General features: G+C 44.9%; 21 protein-coding genes and 1 tRNA gene. 16 read left to right on the forward strand and 6 right to left on the reverse strand.

From position 1 onward, the window contains the following. Window positions 1-3 precede the first annotated feature (3 nt). Entirely contained in the window at window positions 4-1,305 is a 1,302-nt protein-coding gene (locus B3S93_RS12320; protein WP_292355974.1) for a sensor histidine kinase, read from the forward strand. A gap of 12 nt (window positions 1,306-1,317) precedes the next feature. On the opposite strand, the gene B3S93_RS12325 is transcribed toward B3S93_RS12320, so the two are convergent. Further along, window positions 1,318-2,016, reverse strand: a complete 699-nt coding sequence (locus tag B3S93_RS12325; RefSeq protein WP_292355973.1) for a response regulator transcription factor — start codon at window positions 2,014-2,016, stop codon at window positions 1,318-1,320. 160 nt (window positions 2,017-2,176) lie between these two features. Here B3S93_RS12325 and B3S93_RS12330 point away from each other — a divergent pair, with 160 nt between their 5' ends. Then, window positions 2,177-2,395, forward strand: a complete 219-nt coding sequence (locus B3S93_RS12330; RefSeq protein WP_292403255.1) for a (2Fe-2S)-binding protein — start codon at window positions 2,177-2,179, stop codon at window positions 2,393-2,395. Between the two features lie 272 nt (window positions 2,396-2,667). Continuing rightward, entirely contained in the window at window positions 2,668-3,147 is a 480-nt protein-coding gene (bfr, locus tag B3S93_RS12335; protein WP_292355969.1) for a bacterioferritin, read from the forward strand. Window positions 3,148-3,196: 49 nt separating this feature from the next. Here bfr and B3S93_RS12340 read toward each other — a convergent pair whose 3' ends face one another. Both B3S93_RS12340 and B3S93_RS12345 read right to left on the reverse strand, forming a co-directional pair. Next, window positions 3,197-3,472, reverse strand: coding sequence for a hypothetical protein (locus B3S93_RS12340; protein WP_292355967.1), 276 nt, complete (start codon window positions 3,470-3,472; stop codon window positions 3,197-3,199). Between the two features lie 113 nt (window positions 3,473-3,585). Beyond that, window positions 3,586-3,924 carry a hypothetical protein gene (locus tag B3S93_RS12345; protein WP_292355965.1) on the reverse strand — a complete coding sequence of 113 codons (339 nt, stop codon included), beginning with the start codon at window positions 3,922-3,924 and terminating at the stop codon, window positions 3,586-3,588. A 470-nt stretch (window positions 3,925-4,394) separates the two neighbouring features. Here B3S93_RS12345 and ahr point away from each other — a divergent pair, with 470 nt between their 5' ends. Continuing rightward, window positions 4,395-5,393, forward strand: a complete 999-nt coding sequence (gene ahr / locus B3S93_RS12350) for an NADPH-dependent aldehyde reductase Ahr (RefSeq protein ID WP_292403258.1) — start codon at window positions 4,395-4,397, stop codon at window positions 5,391-5,393. A gap of 117 nt (window positions 5,394-5,510) precedes the next feature. On the opposite strand, the gene B3S93_RS12355 is transcribed toward ahr, so the two are convergent. After that, window positions 5,511-5,595, reverse strand: a tRNA-Leu gene (locus B3S93_RS12355). A 127-nt stretch (window positions 5,596-5,722) separates the two neighbouring features. Between B3S93_RS12355 and queA the strand changes: the two genes are divergently transcribed. The 10 genes from queA to ahpF all read left to right on the forward strand — a co-directional run bounded on the left by queA (window position 5,723) and on the right by ahpF (window position 14,314). After that, on the forward strand, window positions 5,723-6,754 hold the full coding sequence (queA, locus tag B3S93_RS12360; RefSeq protein WP_292355962.1) for a tRNA preQ1(34) S-adenosylmethionine ribosyltransferase-isomerase QueA: 1,032 nt from the start codon (window positions 5,723-5,725) through the stop codon (window positions 6,752-6,754). Further along, window positions 6,751-7,485 (forward strand): RNA methyltransferase, encoded by a 735-nt coding sequence (locus tag B3S93_RS12365; RefSeq protein ID WP_292355960.1) that lies wholly within the window; start codon window positions 6,751-6,753, stop codon window positions 7,483-7,485. The genes queA and B3S93_RS12365 overlap by 4 nt, the downstream gene beginning before the upstream one ends. Further along, window positions 7,482-8,276 (forward strand): serine O-acetyltransferase, encoded by a 795-nt coding sequence (gene cysE / locus B3S93_RS12370; protein ID WP_292355958.1) that lies wholly within the window; start codon window positions 7,482-7,484, stop codon window positions 8,274-8,276. The genes B3S93_RS12365 and cysE overlap by 4 nt, the downstream gene beginning before the upstream one ends. Before the next feature lie 50 nt (window positions 8,277-8,326). After that, on the forward strand, window positions 8,327-8,785 hold the full coding sequence (locus B3S93_RS12375; RefSeq protein WP_292355956.1) for an Rrf2 family transcriptional regulator: 459 nt from the start codon (window positions 8,327-8,329) through the stop codon (window positions 8,783-8,785). An 18-nt stretch (window positions 8,786-8,803) separates the two neighbouring features. Then, complete coding sequence (locus B3S93_RS12380; RefSeq protein ID WP_292355954.1) at window positions 8,804-9,946, forward strand: cysteine desulfurase family protein; 1,143 nt, start codon at window positions 8,804-8,806, stop codon at window positions 9,944-9,946. 4 nt (window positions 9,947-9,950) lie between these two features. Further along, window positions 9,951-10,283: a HesB/IscA family protein gene (locus tag B3S93_RS12385; RefSeq protein WP_292355953.1), complete on the forward strand. Its 333-nt coding sequence runs from the start codon at window positions 9,951-9,953 to the stop codon at window positions 10,281-10,283. Window positions 10,284-10,370: 87 nt separating this feature from the next. Beyond that, the gene (gene bioA / locus B3S93_RS12390; protein ID WP_292403512.1) at window positions 10,371-11,675 is read left to right on the forward strand and encodes an adenosylmethionine--8-amino-7-oxononanoate transaminase; all 1,305 of its coding nucleotides are present in this window, start codon (window positions 10,371-10,373) and stop codon (window positions 11,673-11,675) included. A 112-nt stretch (window positions 11,676-11,787) separates the two neighbouring features. Next, window positions 11,788-11,859 carry a pyrroloquinoline quinone precursor peptide PqqA gene (gene pqqA / locus B3S93_RS12395; protein WP_081443609.1) on the forward strand — a complete coding sequence of 24 codons (72 nt, stop codon included), beginning with the start codon at window positions 11,788-11,790 and terminating at the stop codon, window positions 11,857-11,859. A gap of 177 nt (window positions 11,860-12,036) precedes the next feature. After that, window positions 12,037-12,603, forward strand: a complete 567-nt coding sequence (gene ahpC / locus B3S93_RS12400; RefSeq protein ID WP_104934625.1) for an alkyl hydroperoxide reductase subunit C — start codon at window positions 12,037-12,039, stop codon at window positions 12,601-12,603. Window positions 12,604-12,742: 139 nt separating this feature from the next. After that, window positions 12,743-14,314, forward strand: coding sequence for an alkyl hydroperoxide reductase subunit F (ahpF, locus tag B3S93_RS12405; RefSeq protein WP_292355950.1), 1,572 nt, complete (start codon window positions 12,743-12,745; stop codon window positions 14,312-14,314). Window positions 14,315-14,330: 16 nt separating this feature from the next. Here the strand turns inward: ahpF and B3S93_RS12410 are convergent, their stop codons facing one another. Next, entirely contained in the window at window positions 14,331-14,999 is a 669-nt protein-coding gene (locus B3S93_RS12410) for a response regulator (protein ID WP_292355948.1), read from the reverse strand. Further along, on the reverse strand, window positions 14,992-16,374 hold the full coding sequence (locus B3S93_RS12415) for a histidine kinase (protein ID WP_292403262.1): 1,383 nt from the start codon (window positions 16,372-16,374) through the stop codon (window positions 14,992-14,994). Before B3S93_RS12415 ends, B3S93_RS12410 begins: the two co-directional genes overlap by 8 nt. A gap of 707 nt (window positions 16,375-17,081) precedes the next feature. On the opposite strand from B3S93_RS12415, the gene B3S93_RS12420 reads away from it, so the two are divergent. Next, entirely contained in the window at window positions 17,082-18,101 is a 1,020-nt protein-coding gene (locus B3S93_RS12420; protein WP_292403265.1) for an AAA family ATPase, read from the forward strand. Between the two features lie 12 nt (window positions 18,102-18,113). Further along, entirely contained in the window at window positions 18,114-18,998 is an 885-nt protein-coding gene (locus B3S93_RS12425; protein ID WP_292355942.1) for an MxaS protein, read from the forward strand. Window positions 18,999-19,005: the final 7 nt, after the last annotated feature.

Below are 19,005 nucleotides of genomic sequence, written 5' to 3' on the forward strand. Positions count from 1 at the left end.
TCGATGGCTAAATCCAATACCAATCTTCATGCCAAGCTGGTTAAAGTCTTTTTAATACAAATTGCATTAATTAGTCTGGTGGCTATCGCCGGAATTTACGCTGCAAAAGCAACCCTTGAAGATGTATTGGTGCGTGCTGCTCTAGAGGGTGAAGCCCAACATTTCTGGGATATGCGTGCAGAAGATCCGCAGTTTCCATTACCCAACACCATGAACCTAAAAGCTTACATGGCCGAACGGGACAATTATTCTCAGTTACCACCAGCCTTACAGGAGCTGGGACCAGGCTTGAAACGTGCTGAGCTGGCAGGCCAGCAGCCCATTGTTTATGTCGAGGACAAAGGTGATCGTCGTCTGTATCTGATTTTTGATGAAGTGAAGGTTTCCCGACTGGCTTTAGTCTTTGGTCTATTACCTCTGGCGATGGTTCTAGTTGTGCTTTATCTGCTGGCCTGGATTGCCTATCGACAGTCACATAAGGCAGTTTCACCCATAATGAAACTGTCACGGGCAGTCAACGAAGTGGACTTTCGGGAGGGTAATTTTCCCCAGTTGGATCTGCATGATTTGAGAAGCATTCCAGATGACGAGGTTTCCAGTCTGGTCCGGGCGTTAGATGAATTTACTAACCGGCTGGAAAACTTTGTTGAACGTGAACGGAATTTTACCCGCGACGTCAGTCACGAATTACGTACCCCAATAGCTGTAATCCGTGGAGCATTGGAGGTGGTTGAACGCAAATATGGCGATCAAGCAGTGACAGAAATGAACCGTATGTATCGCACACTGATGGATATGGAATCGCTGATTGAAACGCTGTTGTTATTAGCCAGGGAGCAGGTTGAGGCGTTACCTTTACGTGAAATCACGGTGAATGATTTGATAGCTGCGGAACTGGATAACCTGCGAATGATTCATCACGATAAACCGATCACGGTGAATGTGGAAGAGTCGGGTATTTTAGTCGTACTGGCTGCTGAACGAGTGTTACCGATTCTTATTGGTAATCTATTGCGTAATGCCTTTAATTACACTCTGCGTGGCAATATTACTGTCTCTATCCGATCGGACGGGTTTTCAGTGGCCGATAGTGGAATTGGGATGGACCGGGATCAAATGCAGAAAGTCTTTAAACCGTTTTTCCGTGCAGATGAGAAGCAACAGACTACGGGGTATGGTATTGGTATGACTATTGTTAAACGGTTATGTAATCGCTATGAATGGAATCTGCGTTTATCCAGCAAAATGGGCGAGGGGACCGAGGTCAGTGTGCACTTTCCCAAAGCGCAGTTTCGCAGCCGTTAAGCTAAATAAGCTTTAAAGATCTTCTTCTCTGCAAAGCTTATAACCCACACCTGGTAAGGTATGCATTAACTGGTTTTGAAAAGGTTTATCCAGACTTTTCCGCAGGTTATACAAATGACTGCGTAACGTATCACTATCGGGTGCATCATCACCCCAGACTTCAGCTTCCAAACGTTCGCGACTGACAATTTTTGGCGATTCGCGCATCAGAATCCGCAAGATGTGTAACGTTATCGGAGACAGCTTGATAAGCTTATCACCTCGCATAACACGCATGGTATCGAGGTCATAGGTGAGATCGGCTACCGTTAACTTTCCACCTTCTAGCTCTCCCCGTTGACGTCTGATCATTGCAATCAGCCTGGCTTCGAGCTCACGCATTTCAAAAGGTTTAATCAAATAATCATCTGCACCCAAATCAAAACCGTTCACCTTGTCATTAATGGTGTCACGGGCGGTCAGCATAATGATCGGCGTATGTAGATGCATTTCCTGACGTAATCTGCGGCAGACTTCAAAGCCATCAATTCCGGGGAGCATGATATCCAGAACGATTGCGTCGTAATGGTGCTCTTCACATAACTGTAATGCGGTAATGCCATCTGTTGCAAAATCAACGGTAAAACCGCCAACTTCCAGATAATCACCTACATTAGCAGCCAAGTCCCGATGATCTTCAACTATTAATACTGTCGCTGATATTGCTTTCATACTGTTCTCTTAAGGCCTGTTATAGCTACGTTACGATGTTAACATCCGCATCGCAAGTAGCAATTTTGGGAATTTCTCCCAAAAAATAACAAAAGCCATTTGACTTAATAAATAACAATCATTATCATTAACAACACGGTTAACCAATAGGGTTTATTTCATGATAGTTTGTGTTTGCAACAACGTGAATGTCGATAAAGTTAAAGCATCTATTGATGCTGGCGCAGACTCGCTGGAAGCTATCCGTGAATGCACTGGTGCTGCCGCAAGCTGTGGTAAATGTCAGTTCAAGGTAAACCGTGTTTTGCAGCAACATGCCCCACAGCTTAGCGAACAGGATAACTTTCTGGTGGCCCAAACTGTGAACGGTACGCGTTAACTCTGCGCAGATAGTAGAACCACCTCAACTCCAATTCAATCCTGAATATTTCAAAGTCTTATTTCCATAGTTTATTTGTGGCTTTTTGCCAAACAAACAAGTCACTAATTTACTTAGCTTTAATTGCTAATTCTTATTTTTCCACCTCGTATGGAACAGAATGTAGATGATAATTGTTATCATTTGCCTTTAATATCAATAGCTTATCTTTGACATTTATTCTTTATGAACGATAATCGTCTTCATCAGATCCAGGAATAAGGGAGAATCCGATGAAAGGTGATAAAAAAGTTATTGAGCTGTTGAATAAAGTATTAGGTAATGAGCTGGTAGCCATTAACCAATATTTTCTACATGCCAAAATGTACAAGGACTGGGGTCTGAAAAACCTCTATGAGCATGAATATCATGAATCGATTGATGAAATGAAACATGCTGATGCCCTGACGGAACGCGTGCTGTTTTTGGAGGGGTTACCGAATCTGCAGGATTTGGGTGCGTTGCGTATCGGTGAAAATACTCGTGAAATGCTGGAAGCCGATCTTTCATTAGAACTTGATGCTATACCAGACCTGAAAGAAGGTATTCAATATTGCGAACAGATTGGTGACTACGTTACCCGTGATTTATTCAAGAATATTCTCGAATCTGAAGAAGAGCATGTTGACTGGCTGGAAACACAACTCAGCCTGATTGATAAAATGGGTATTGAAAACTTCCATCAGGCACAGATTGTTAAAGAAGCCGAATAATATTTCATTAACAGAAGCCCTTTCAGATTAATTGAAAGGGCTTTTTTTATTAGTTTATCGATGCGTTGGATCCGGTTTTGGTTAAGCCAATAATCATCTCATTGAAAAGCACTTGATCGCCTTGGCTTTCATAAATGGGTTCATCATCTACCCAAATAAGTTTTTCTCTCGTTAACATATCAAATGCTTCTGCCAGACATTTTCTATCGGCAACCGAATCGCCATCAAAATGGGCCACTTTGGAAATCAGGGCTTTTAAATCCATTTGAAAATTATCCGATAAAAGCAGAATATCAATTAGTTGTTGAGCATACTCCTCACTCATTTCATTTCCTCTCGTAAATTAAATTATCGTCATTTTTCCGCAACTGCTTCTGATCTACTGTCTGTTGATCTTTCATAGTCACAACAGAGGCGGCTATGAAAGATCAACAGACACTAAAGCTCATAGAGACGATCACAGGCCTGATAACCCTTACTAAGCAAAATCACATTCTTGTGGACACATTTATCGGCCCACTTTGAATCAGAACCATCTGTTTTAATGGATTTATAAAAAGGTGCGTTTTCGAGATCGGGATCATCAAAGGTATACACTTCGACATCTTCATTGGCCCATTTGCCAGACCAGGCGTTGGTTGCTCCTACTAATTGGAAATACTGTTGCTGATGTTTTTCAAAACCAGCAGCTTCCAACTCAGCAAATGTCAGGTTTACATCATTTTGACTGCATGCTGAACAGACTAAAAATACTGAAATTGTTAATTTCCTATGCATAAATACCTCTCCGGATCATTTCTGCAGACAGTTCAGATCCATTTGAGTAAACAGAAGTAAGTTTGGCAAAAAGGGCTTAGTAAACTAGGGTCTGTTGGTAATTCATAGCCGCCTCGCATCATTTCCGCCTTGTAGAACGAAAAAATAGCTTCCAGCAGTGGTGACTTTGAAAGATCAACAGATTCTGGCGATAGATATAGCGCTATATGTGTTTATGGTGCTTTTTTTTGACTATAACATCTGACAAGCATTATGAAAAATGCGTCTTCAGATTATGCTTAACGGATATTTACAGTGATATTTACTTCAGTAATGGAGATGAATAAAGCAAAATGATTAAACGTGAACTATGCATTTTGCTCCTAGCTTCACTATTTCATCGAAAGTTGCCAGTTTGGGATAAGTGTCCAAACGATGCTGACCTATAATAATCATGTAATTCACATTACTGACCGAATTAAGGACATTAAATGATTAATGCTTATGCTGCGCTGGAGCGGGGGGCCAAACTTACTCCATATCAATATGACCCCGGCCTGTTAGGAGAGCATGAGGTCGAGATTGAGGTGCGATATTGCGGTATTTGTCATAGCGATATCAGCATTATCGACAATGACTGGGGGATGTCTATTTACCCGGTCGTTGCTGGACATGAGGTAGTTGGAACAATAAGTCAGATTGGTGCCGCTGTCACCAACCTGGAAGTCGGGCAAACAGTCGGATTAGGCTGGTATGCTGATTATTGTGAAACCTGCGAACAGTGCCATAACGGCGATGAAAATATCTGTTCAGATCTTACCCCTACCATTGTCGGCCATCATGGTGGTTTTGCCGATAAGGTAAGGGCAAATGCCAATAGTGTTATTCCTTTACCTGAAGCGATTGATCTTAAATCCGTCGGGCCATTGCTTTGTGGCGGTTTGACGGTATTCAATCCGTTAGTGCAATTTGATATTAAGCCAACAGATAAGGTGGCAGTAATCGGTATTGGCGGGTTAGGACATATTGCTTTGCAATTTCTGCAAGCCTGGGGATGCGAAGTCACAGCATTTACCAGCGCAGCAAAATTACAGGAAGCTCTGGATATGGGGGCTCATTACAGCGTGGATTCGCGTGATGCCGTCGTCATGGCTGAGCTGCCCAGAAAATTCGATATGCTTCTCTCTACTGTTAACGTCAAACTGGACTGGAATCTGTACCTGAGTAAATTAAAACCAAAAGGGCGGCTGCATTTTGTCGGGGCAACCATGGAGCCATTGGATATTAAAGTATTCAACCTGACAGAAGCGCAAAGAAGTATTTCCGGATCAGATACCGGCAGTATGCAAACCTGCAACAAAATGCTGGAATTTGCTCAACGTCATCAGGTCAAGCCGGTTGTGGAAATGTATCCGTTTGATCAGATAAATGAGGCGATTGAAAAACTGCGTAAAGGAGATGTGCGTTATAGAATCGTTCTTGAGCGGTAAAGCAGGAAAACAGGCGGTGATTTACGTTTACTGTCGGTAAATAAAAAGCCCCAACAGTATAACTGATGGGGCTTAAATATTCTGGATAAACCTGTTGATTTATAAAAGGTTTAATGTTGGTACCGAGGGCGAGAATCGAACTCGCACTTCCGAAGAAACCGGATTTTGAATCCGGCGCGTCTACCAGTTCCGCCACCCCGGCAACAAGCCGAGCATTATAACGAGGGCTGTCCGATTATGAAAGCCCGTTTTAACGTTTTGATGATATTTTCATGTCTGGAAGCGATTTTACCTAACGAAAAGCGCAATAGCTCTGCTATGATCTCGCCATGCAACGTACCGACTTTCAATTTGAACTCCCACCCGAATTAATCGCCCAGTATCCGTCCAAACACCGAACTGCCAGCCGATTGCTGACACTTGATGGAAATAGTGGTGAGCTGGCAGATCGCCTGTTCAGCGACTTTCTGGATTTACTCAAACCCAATGATTTGCTGGTGTTCAACAACACCAAAGTCATTCCTGCTCGCCTGTTAGGCGAAAAAGAAACTGGCGGGAAAATTGAGGTTTTGGTAGAACGGGTCCTGGACGATAAACGCGTTCTGGCACACATTCGCAGTAGCAAGTCTCCGGGAGAGGGTCGAATTTTAATTTTGGAAACCGAGCTTCGTGTTGAGGTTCTGGGCCGTCAGGATGCGTTATTTGAACTTAAGTTTGATATTGCAGGCGACGTAATTGAGGCGCTCGAACAATACGGACGATTACCTTTACCCCCTTATATAGAGCGTGAAGTTGATAAAAATGATTTGGATCGATACCAAACCGTCTATGCCAAGCAAATTGGCGCGGTGGCAGCACCGACAGCCGGGCTGCACTTTGATAATGAGCTGATGCAACGAATCCGCGATAGCGGTATAGACATGACTGAAGTCACATTGCATGTCGGAGCAGGAACATTTCAGCCGGTGCGGGTTGAGGATATTCGTACGCATCAAATGCATTCCGAGCGTATTGAAGTTAGCGAAACCGTTTGTGAAAAGGTTCGTCAAACTCGCAAAAAAGGTGGACGAGTTATTGCAATAGGCACTACCAGCGTAAGAGCATTGGAAAGCGCCTCACGTAGTGGCGAAATTGAGTCCTATTCAGGTGAAACAGATATCTTTATCTATCCGGGCTACCAGTTTCGTTCAGTAGACGCGATGGTCACTAACTTTCATTTATCCGAATCGACTTTATTGATGTTGGTCTCGGCCTTTGCCGGACGCGACCATATAATGACGGCCTATCATCACGCCATTGAGCAACGTTATCGTTTTTTCAGTTACGGTGACGCCATGTTTATCACCAGGAAAACTGCATGACTCTTTTAGACAAAGTTCGCTTTGTGCTGGTTGGCACCACACATCCAGGTAATATCGGTGCTTCTGCCCGGGCAATGAAAACCATGGGCTTATCAAATCTTCATCTGGTATCGCCGAAAATCTATCCTAGTGCCGAGGCGACAGCACGGGCTTCTGGAGCAGATGATGTGTTGGCGAAAGCAGTGGTGCATGACACCCTGCAGTCGGCATTAACCGGTTGTCAGCATGTGTTTGGCATGAGTGCCCGGCTCAGACACCTTGCAGTGCCATTAATGAATCCGCGTGAAGCGGTTGCCTCGCTTGAAAAATATGATGATGATACCCATATTGCAATTGTATTCGGGCGGGAGCATTCCGGTTTATCAAATGACGAACTGGATCTATGTCATACCTTGATAAATATTCCGGCAAATCCAGAATATAGTTCGTTAAATCTGGCTGCTGCGGTTCAGGTTATGGCATATGAATTACGCATGAGTTTCAATCCGACCATTGAACGAGGTCGTGTGGGTGAAGAACGTGAGGCCATTCACGCCGAAGATCTGGTGCATTTATACGACCATTTCGAACGCAGTCTGACCACCATCGGCTTTTTAGATCCGAGCAATCCACGTAATTTAATGCGGCGGATTCGTCGTTTATTTAACCGTGCAGATCTTGACCGGAATGAAGTTCAGATTTTGCATGGCATTTTGCGTGCAGCAGAGACCAAAGCGAGGAGTACAAAATGAACGATCAATTACATGTGACCCGCTGGCAGCGTTTTAAAGAAGATATCTACTGCGTATTTGACAGAGATCCTGCGGCGCGCAATGTGTTTGAGATCGTCACCACCTACCCAGGTGTGCATGCATTAACACTGCATCGCTTCAGCCATTGGTTATGGAAAAAAGGCTGGATGTGGCTGGCTCGTTTTATGTCGACTATCGGTCGTTGGTTGACCGGAATTGAAATCCATCCGGGCGCCAAAATCGGTCGGCGCTTTTTTATTGACCATGGCATGGGCGTGGTGATTGGTGAAACAGCCGAAATTGGTGATGATTGCACGCTCTATCATGGTGTGACACTGGGGGGGACCTCCTGGAAAGGTGGCAAACGCCATCCGACGTTAACCAATAATGTTGTTGTGGGGGCTGGGGCAAAAGTTTTAGGGCCGATTACTGTTCATGAAGGAGCCCGTATTGGCTCCAATTCGGTAGTGGTTAAGGATGTTGCAGCGAATGAAACCGTTGTTGGTATCCCTGGACGAGTGGTCAGAAGCCAGAAGAACCCCGACAAAAAAGCCCAGGAAAAGCTGGCGCAATCCGTTGGTTTTGATGCTTATGGTACCTCAACACAAACACTGGATCCGGTGGCATCTGCCATTCATGGATTGATTGAACATATTCATTTAATGGAAAAGCGCATGGATTCCATGTGCCAGACAATTCATCGTTTAGGCGGCGAAATGCCAGATGTTTCGATGCCTGAACTGGAAGGATGCGAGTTGGATAAAGATCAGGATTCAGCTAAAGTTGACTAAAATAGTCGGGTATGGAAAACTATCAGAATAGTCTGTGATAGGAAACCAATATGCGCTTAACGACGAAGGGTCGCTATGCTGTGACAGCAATGCTCGATTTAAGTCTGAATTACGGTGTCGGCGCGATCACGCTTGCTGATATATCCGAGCGTCAGGGTATCTCGCTTTCCTATTTGGAACAGTTATTTGCCAGATTACGGAAACAGGGGTTAGTCAGCAGTTCACGTGGTCCTGGCGGTGGTTATCGTTTAAGTCGGGCAGCTACCGAAATTACTGTGTTGGATGTGATTTCAGCGGTTGATGAAAAAGTGGATAGCACGCAATGTCAGGGCAAACATAACTGCCATGCTGATGAGCAATGTGTCAGTCATGAGTTATGGCAAAGCCTGAGTGATCAGATTCGACTCTATCTGGCAGGTATCACCTTGCATCATGTGGTAAGTGACTACGAACGAAATCTTAACAACCGGGGTAACAGCGAAAAAGTCATCAAATTTGATGCACTTTAATTTTCGTTACTGAGTCTTATGTCCTTTGCTTATTTAGATCATAACGCCGGAACCGGATTGGCTGAAGGCGTTCTGGATATGATGTTGCCCTATCTTAAACAGCAACAGGGTAATCCTTCCAGCAGCCATCGTTTTGGTCGTTATACGCTTGCAGCAATTGATCATGCACGACAACAAGTCGCCAATTTGGTAAATGTAGAAACCGATCAAATTATATTTACCAGTGGTGGCACAGAATCGAATAATCAGGCCATTGGTGGCGTTGCTCAGAAGTACGATTCCGGACGCGTTTTAATTGGCAGTACTGAACATCCAGCCGTGCTTGAACCCGCCAAAAGATTACAACAGCAGGGTTTTGAAGTACTGTTCATTCCGGTGAATGCTGATGGTCTGATCAATGTTGAGATATTTGAAACCTTACTGACCGACGATACCCGTCTGGTCTCGGTGATGTGGGCAAATAATGAAACTGGCGTAATACAGAATATTGCTCAATTAACCGAACTGACCAGGCAACGGGATATCGTATTTCACAGTGATGCCGTGCAGGCAGCCGGTAAGCTGGAAATTGATTTTCAGGCGGCTGGGATTCAGATGATGAGTCTGTCTGCACATAAGTTCGGTGGTCCAAAAGGCGTTGGTGCGCTGATTGTTGATAAAAAACTGGACTGGCCTGCATATGTATTAGGTGGTGGTCAGGAACACGAAAAGCGCAGTGGTACCGAGAATGTTGCGGCAATAGTCGGGTTTGGGGCGGCAGCTGAGAAAGCCAAGCAACAATTAACGCATTATCAGCAACATTGTCGTGAATTAAGAGATTTGCTGGAAATTCGATTACGCGAAATACCCGGGGTGACGGTTTTTGCACAGTCAACAGAACGTCTGCCAAATACAGTGTTTTTTTCATTACAGGGTTTTGATTCCGACACCTTACTGATGTCACTGGATCGCAAGGGGTTTTCGGTTTCCAGTGGTTCAGCATGTGGCACGGGACGACAAATACCAAGCCATGTGCTTAAAGCCATGGGCGTAGATGATATGACGGCATTAGGTGCTGTCCGGGTGAGTGTTTCATTGGAAAATACTACAGAACAAATTGAACAACTGGCAGTCGTAATTGAAAAAGAAGCCAGTCGTTTTAACCATTTGATGAACAGGTAATGAAATGACAACAATTACATTGACACAATCAGCAGTAAAACGCGTTCGCGACATGGTTACCAAGCGTGACAGTGGCATTGGCTTACGAATCGGGGTAGTCAAAAGTGGCTGCTCAGGTTATAGCTATGCCCTTGATTACGCAGATAGCGTTGCGGCCAACGATATGATTATTGAGCAGGACGATGTCAAAGTCGTGGTAGATAAAGATAACCTGCCTCTGTTGGAAGGCATGATTTTGGATTTTGTTAAGGAAGGACTGAACCAGAGCTTCAAATTCATAAATCCGAATGTCACTTCTGAATGTGGCTGTGGTGAGAGCTTCAGCGTGACAAAATAAAACGATTAATTTTTTATAATGAATACTGCCCGTCAAGTACGGGCAGTTTTGTTTTATCCCACCATTAAGCGTGATTTAATTCCGACCATGACCGAACTAAGCAATCTGCAATTTGATGCGCAGCATTTGTGGCATCCCTATAGTAGCGTGGAAAATCCGCCGCTTTTACATGAAGTGATTTCGGCAAAAGGCGTGTATTTAACATTGGCTAATGGTCGCGAAATCATTGATGGTATGTCCTCCTGGTGGTCAGCTATTCATGGTTACGGGCATCCACGTCTTAATGCAGCAGCTAAAGATCAACTCGATAAAATGTCGCATGTAATGTTTGGCGGCTTGACTCATGATCCGGCGGTCAGTCTGGCACGACGTTTAATCGATATCACTGATGATGCCCTGCAATATGTCTTTCTGGCTGATTCCGGCTCGGTATCAGTTGAAGTCGCTATTAAAATGGCGATTCAATACTGGTTTGCACAGGGTAAAACAGAGAAGCAGAAACTGCTGTCACTAAGAAGCGGCTATCACGGCGATACCTTCGGCGCGATGGCGGTTTGTGATCCGGTTAATGGCATGCATTCCCAGTTTGCCAAGGTACTTCCACAACATCTGTTTGCTCCAGCCCCCACCTGTCGCGACGATGTTGAATGGCAGGACAGTGATATTGCTGAAATGCGGGCATTAATTGAAGCCAACCATGAACAGCTGGCGGCAGTGATTGTCGAGCCGTTGGTGCAAGGCGCTGGGGGCATGCGTTTTTATTGTCCGCAATATCTGCGTGAGCTTCGGACTTTGTGTGACAAGCATAGCGTGTTGCTGATTTTTGATGAAATAGCTACTGGTTTTGGTCGGACAGGCGATTTGTTCGCTTATGAAACAGCTGGTGTCGTGCCAGATATTCTATGCTTAGGTAAGGCGCTGACAGGGGGGTACATGACGTTGGCGGCCACACTATGTCAAACCAGAGTGGCACAAGGGATCTCAGCTGACGGACAGGGGGTGTTGATGCATGGCCCGACATTTATGGGTAACCCGTTGGCATGTCGCGTAGCCTGTGAAAGTATTGATGTATTACTTGAATCAAACTGGCAACAAAGCGTGCGGGCAATTGAAACACAGCTTACGGATGAGCTAAATGAACTATCTTCCCATTCACTGGTTAAAGATGTTCGGATCAAAGGCGCGATTGGGGTGGTGGAACTAAATCAGCCTTTGGATAAGTTTATGGACTGGTTGCCAGGGTTTATCGTGGAGCAGGGCGTATGGATAAGACCATTTCGCTCAATGATTTATGTCATGCCGCCTTACATCATTACCTCGGAGCAATTAACTACGTTGACTACTGCGATAAAATCTATCGTGAATAAGTTGGAGGAATCAGTAAAATCCTGAGTCCGATCAAGATTATGCCTGATAGTTTTCTTTATTTTGCGGCGTAATATCTTTCTCACGTTATCCAGAAAAGCGGATAGCGATACCCTTAAAATAGAATGGAGAAATGATCATGTGGACTAAACCAGAATATTCAGATATGCGTTTCGGTTTTGAAGTAACCATGTACATCTGCAACCGTTAATATCGGTTCAAACGTACTTTAAAAGCCTCTGAAGCTTAGCTTCAGGGGCTTTTTTCATTAAGACTGTATTGCAATCGCTTATTCCGATTATATTAATAGAATTAAGTTGTTTGACCGTTGCATCATCGAGCCATAGAATGACGATTGTCGCTTTTGACAATCAACAAGGAGTAGACCATGTCGACTTTGATTAATACAACCGTTAAACCATTTAAAACCACTGCATTTCACAAAGGCGAATTCATACCTGTTACTGATGCTGATCTGAAAGGTAAATGGTCAGTAGTATTCTTTTACCCAGCTGACTTCACCTTTGTTTGCCCGACTGAACTGGGTGATTTGGCTGACCATTACGCGAAACTGCAGGAAATGGGCGTTGAAGTTTACTCAGTATCTACTGATACCCATTTCACACACAAAGCATGGCACGATGCTTCTGAAACCATCAAGAAAATCAACTTCCCAATGCTTGGTGATGCAACCGGTGCTATCAGCCGTAATTTTGAAGTCATGATTGAAGAAGAAGGTCTGGCGCTGCGTGGCACATTTGTTATCGACCCAGAAGGTGTGATCAAAGTGTGCGAAGTTCACGATCTTGGCATTGGCCGTAGTGCAAAAGAACTTGTTCGTAAAATCCAGGCTGCTCAATATGTTGCCTCACATGATGGTGAAGTATGCCCAGCTTCATGGCAGCCAGGTGAAGAAACCTTGTCACCATCTCTGGATCTGGTTGGCAAAATCTAAAGAAAATCTGAAGCAAGTTTTCGTTTAATTTAACGACAACTTCTTACGAAATTCTTGATCCGTTGGATCAGTGTGTCCGGGCCGATCGGCCCGGACATCACCCAAATACTTTATAGAATTTTAGACAGGCAGGTGCCTTATGTTGGATGCTAATATTGCTGCGCAATTAAAAACTTATCTGCAGAATCTGCAACGTCCAGTTGAGATCATTGCCTCATTGGATGATGGCAAAAAATCTCTGGAAATGCGTGAGTTGCTGGTGGAAATTGCTGATATGTCAGACAAAGTCAGCTTTTCTGATGCCGATAACGATGCACGTAAACCTTCATTCCGTATTAAACAGCCTGAAGGGCAGGAGCAAATCCGTTTTGCCGGCATCCCGATGGGCCATGAGTTTACCTCACTGGTTTTGGCATTGCTGCACACCGGCGGGCATCCGATGAAGACCGAGCCTGAAGTGATTGAACAAATCAAACAGCTTGATGGCGAGTTTGTATTTGAAACCTATATTTCCTTGTCATGCCAGAACTGCCCTGAAGTGGTACAGGCGCTTAACCTGATGGCGGTGTTGAATCCAAATATTCATCACACCATGATTGATGGTGCACTGTATCCGGAAGAAGTCGAAGCACGTCAGATTATGGCAGTGCCGACTGTTTACCTGAATGGTGAGGTATTCGGTCAGGGCCGTATGAGCCTGGCAGAAATTATCGGCAAACTGGATACGGGTGCCATTAAACGTGAAGCAGAAAAAATCAGTCAGCGGGACCCCTATGATGTATTGATTATTGGTGGCGGACCGGCTGGTGCTTCTGCATCAATTTATGCATCACGTAAAGGAATTCGTACCGGTATCGTGGCTGAACGTTTTGGTGGGCAGGTAATGGATACCCTGGCGATTGAAAACTTTATTTCAGTCAAAGAGACCGAAGGGCCAAAACTGGTCGCTGCACTTGAAGAACACGTGAAGGAATATGAAGTAGACGTGATGAAGTTACAGCGCGCCAACAAATTAAGTCAGAAAGGCAAAATGCTTGAAGTGGAACTGGAAAGCGGTGCCACTCTGACAAGTAAGTCAATCATCATTGCGACTGGTGCCCGCTGGCGTGAGCTGGGCGTGCAGGGTGAAGCAGAATACCGTGGTCATGGCGTTGCCTATTGCCCTCACTGTGATGGTCCGTTATTTAAAGGTAAACATGTTGCGGTAATCGGCGGCGGCAACTCCGGTGTCGAAGCTGCAATTGACCTGGCCGGTATTGTTGGACATGTAACCCTGCTGGAATATGCCGATCAGCTGAAAGCCGATGCGGTATTGCAGAAAAAACTGCACAGTCTGAATAATGTAACGGTAATTATTGGTGCGCAAACCACCGAAATTACTGGCGATGGCAAGAAAGTGAACGGTCTGAATTATAAAGATCGTGCAACTGAGGAATCACATCATGTCGAGCTGGCTGGGGTGTTTGTGCAGATTGGGTTGTTGCCCAACACCGACTGGTTAAAAGACACGCTCACATTGAGTAAATACGGTGAGATTGAAATTGACTCTCACGGTGCCACCTCAATGCCGGGTGTTTTTGCTGCCGGTGATGTGACGACCATTCCATACAAGCAGATCATTATGGCAATGGGCGAAGGCGCCAGAGCAGCTCTGGGTGCTTTTGATTATCTGATTCGTAATGAGTTTGATGATAAGGATAAAGCCGCCTAATCCACGAAAGCTGAATTCATTCCGCCTCGTCAATCAAATCGCGCAAGTTTAAAAGCTTCATGCGAATGGCGAGGCGGGTGAGTTCAATATCCGAATTCACATCCAGTTTTCGTTTAATAATGTAATGTGAATTCGATACAGTTTTCGGACTAATATTCAGAATGTCTGCAATTTGTTGGTTATTATTGGCCTCAAGTAACAGTCGTAAAATCTCAAATTCTCTGACCGTTAAATCATCCAGCCTCGCTTTATCCTGTCCCAGTTTTTCTACGGCCAATGCCTGTGCCACATCGGGACTGAGACTGAGTTTGTTTTCATAGACCTGATAAATTCCATGTATCAACAAAGTCGGATCGCTGCTTTTGGTGACATACCCCAGTGCACCAGCTCGAATCGCCTGTAATGCAAAGCTGGGATTCTGATGCATACTGAACACCAGAATACGTGCCTGACCATCATATTGTCTGATGCGTGAAATGGCTTCCAGACCACTTTGTCCCGGCATGGAAATATCCATAATGACCACATCAGGTTCGAAGGTTTTATAATTCTGATAGGCCTCAGCAGCATCACGGGCATCCGCTATTACAGTTAAATTGGGTTGTTTTTGTAACAGCGAGCGGTAACCTTCACGCACAATGGCATGGTCATCAACTAACAGGATTTGAATCGATTTTTCAGACATGCGGGTGCTCCGTTGTCGGTGCAGGTTTTGGATTAACCGGTAAATTGATTAGCAGTTTCAATCCGCCTTTGCTCTGGATATCCATGGTAATTTTACCGCCCAAAGCATTCACGCGTTCCGATATTCCCAATAAACCTACACCCATATGCTGATTGAAGCTGTCACGTTTGGCTTTACCATTATCCTCAACCTGCAGCGTTAACTGATTTTGATGAACATATTTCAATTTGATGTTTGCTTCACTGGCATCAGCATGCTTGGCAATATTGGTTAATGATTCCTGCACAATCCGATAGAGATTGACCGGTAATGGTTCTGGTAATGAATCAACCCCATCATCTATCTGAAGCTTAAATCGGGTTTCTCCACCAGAGCGCTGATTCCAGCTTTTTATCAGTTTTTCCAGACTTCTTGTCAGTCCCAGTTCATCGACATCAGCTGGACGCAAACGGGTTAATAATCCACGCAAAGCGGACATCATATGAGCCGTTATATGACTGATACCTTCGGTTTCACTGATAATTGAAGGACAGTCCTTACGTGCAGTCTGACTGATAGAAGTAGTTAAAGCATTAATACCGGCGAGACACTGACCAAACTCATCGTGTAGTTCTCGACTGATATAACGATGTTCTTCCTCCTGAGCATTGATCAATTTCAGTGCGAGTTGACGGTTCTCATTCATAATCTCTTGCTGAGTGGAGGCCAGCGCATTGATCGCTTCGCTGGTGCGGCGCCATTCGCCTATTTCAAAACTGGGGATACGAGTCTGCAAGTCCCCCTGGCGCATTTTTTCCAGACCACGAACGATAAGCTGTGCCGGGTGCAGCATCCGATGAATGGTCATAAACACCAATAACGATACGGCCAGAATACTTACCGATAAAATACCGAACACCGCACGCAGATTACTCCAGGCACGGGCAATCTCAGTTTCCATATTCAGCGAAACAATAATGTTGCCATAGGTGATGGCATTAAATGAAAACCGCCGACTGGCTTCATAGTTTGGTTGGAAAAGTTGTTGATAAAGCTCACCAAACCACTGTGGCCATCGGGTTTCATCATGCACAACTTCATTACACAAACTGCGGCGACGACTTTCCGTACGTGATAAAAACTGTACACACGAGCCAGGCACGCCATTCAGTTGCTGCAAAATATTGGAATCCGGGAAAGCTATCGAGTAATCATAACGGGAGAACATTTTCAGTAACTGCTGAGTAAGTTGTTTTTCAATACGCAAAGCAGTCAGATCGGCCTCCAGTTTGGCTTGCTGATCGGTCTGATAAAGCACATAACCCGCACTAACGACCAGACAGACAAAGCCTATCAGCATGATTCTAAAGAAAAGCTGTAGTCTGAGATTCATCATGTATCCATCTAAACAATCGCTATAGTCTAGGCGCAGATATAGGCTCTGCAAAGCTGAACCACAGTTAACGGGATATTTGCCCGATGTCCATGGGCAAATATCTGATGTGTGATACTGGCTTTCACTGTTTAATAAACAACATTCTGCAAGTAAAGCTGATACAACATTTTAAGTGCTTATGGAGTATTTATTTTAAATCTATTATTAGTTAGCTGGTTTCACATTTTGATATTCAGTGATAAATTCCTGTGATAACAAAACCTAGGGCTTGTTTATCTTTCATCTCCGCCTCTGTTGTGAGCTGAAAAAGCGTCAATCAAGGCACGAGGAGCGCCTTTTAGTTATTCTAAATAAGCAACGAGCAACGCAGAGTGGCGCTTTTTCAGTCACAACCCGCAGGGCTGGGGCTATTTTTCCGCCCTACGGCGTTGGAAATGACTTATGTAGAACAACTACATCGCATCATTTCCGCCTTGTAGGACGAAAAAATAGCCGCCAGCAGTGGTGGATATGAAAGATAAACAAGCCCTAGTCAAACGATAAAAATCAAAACTAAAACAGCAAATCACTGGGATTTTCCAGCATTTGCTGTCAGTCTAGGGTTTTGCTCGCTTTGCAAAGATGCGTTAGATAAACAGCCTTCATTTGAAAAATGATTTTTGAATAAGGCTCAAAATAAAAAATTACCTATTTAAAGGGGAGAGAGAATGTCGGATAAGCAGCAATTAGCTACTGCTCGTGAACATGCATTGGCACTGGAAAAGGTTGTCAATAATGTGGTGATTGGTCAGCAACAGGCGATTCGTTTGATCTTGATCGCACTGCATGCTCGCGGCCACGTATTGCTTGAAGGCGGGGTCGGGGTGGGGAAAACTACCTTGTTACGGGCTTTCTCAAAAGCATTAGGTGGTGCATTTGGCCGTATCGAAGGTAGTGTGGACTTAATGCCTAACGATCTGCTTTACAGTGCCTGGGTTAATGCTGATGGTAAACCGGTCATCGAACCTGGTCCGTTGATTGCCAAAGGCGAAGAAACCGCGGTGTTTTTCTTTAATGAAATTAACCGTGCCCGCCCCCAGGTTCAATCACTGCTGCTCAGAGCGATGGCCGAGCGAAGTGCTGAAGCGTTTGGTAAAGAGTATCGTTTTCCGCATATGATCGTATTTGCTGATCGTAATGCCGTGGAAAAAGAGGAAACCTTTGAACTTAGTGCGGCAGCGCGAGATCGTTTCCTGTTCGAGATTAATATCAGTCGACCACTTGAAGATGAACAGCGTCGTAAATTGATTTTTGATCCGGCATTTCATGATGTAGATGAATTGCTGAGTTCAATAGGTGACCCACTGCTGAACTATCGTGATTTGAATGCTCTGGATCGGGATATTCAGAATAGCGTCTATGTTTCTCCGGAAATTGAAAACTATGTCGTACGTCTGTGGGATGCCAGCTGGGAACCTCATAAACTCGGTATTACCTTACCCGATGTCTACGTAGAGGATCTGGTGGTTGCCGGCGCCAGTGTTCGTGGTATGTCGGCGATGGTTCGTGCGGCCAAGGTTTGTGCCTGGCTGGAAGGGCGTGACCATGTCATGCCTGACGATATTCATTATGTGTTACTGCCATCATTGACCCATCGTGTATTCCTGTCGCCGGTCTATGAAGGCCGTCGTGAGCAGTTGATGCCGCAGTTTGTACAGGCGTTACGCGACCATATCGCTACGCCGTAAGCAGGCCTCATCATGAAGCCTATTCAACCTCAGGAATTTAGCTACCGCTTTCCAGATAAGGTTTTCGGACATGTGCCAGGTGCACACAACGGAACTGCAATGGGAAGTGGTGATCGTTTTGCCGGTTTTGCCGACTTGTTTGATTACCCCGACCCACGGCGTCTGGATGTGCGTGCCAGTTTACGCACTAATATTGCCGATTCCGCTTTAGGTAATCAGGAACGCTGGCTGGTTCGCCGTTATCAGCAACGCTCTTCTATTACCTTATGGCTACTTGCCGACCTAAGCCGATCGATGTCGGTTTCAAGTGTCAGTAATGAACGGGTGGCTCGTCTGGCCCATATGATTGCTCACAGCTCTATTGGCTTTGGCGATCGGTTTGCCATGGCTGGATTTGACGCCATGTGGCGTAAAGATGTTTCAGTGATGCCAACCAGACAGCGCAGTATGCCTGCTTTGGCCGCTGAAAAAATCATTCATGCAGCGCCACCTTCAGAGCCTGGCGCGGCAGGATTATTTGATGCTGCAGATTTGATTACCAGCCCTAAAGCCATGGTGTTTATTGCATCAGACTTTTGCTGTGATATTGACCTGGTGGATCGCACTTTACGCAAGTTGGCACATTACACGGTGATACCTATCGTCTGGCAACATGATGAAGTGGATCATCTGCCTTCACATGCCGGTTGGACTGAAACCAGGGATTCTGAGACCGGAAAACGTCATAGCGTATGGATTCGGCCGGGTATCAAAAAACGTTGGCAGCAGCAATTGGATGAACATTTTGAGAAATTGACGGCCTGTTTTATGCGCTATCGCGTTAAGCCGCTTTTTGTCTCTGGAGAGGTCACCCCACAACAATTGACCCAGTATTTCTCCGCCATGAAAAAATCATAGGAATGCA

The organism is Methylophaga sp. UBA3613 (genome assembly GCF_002375415.1).
GTDB lineage: Bacteria > Pseudomonadota > Gammaproteobacteria > Nitrosococcales > Methylophagaceae > Methylophaga.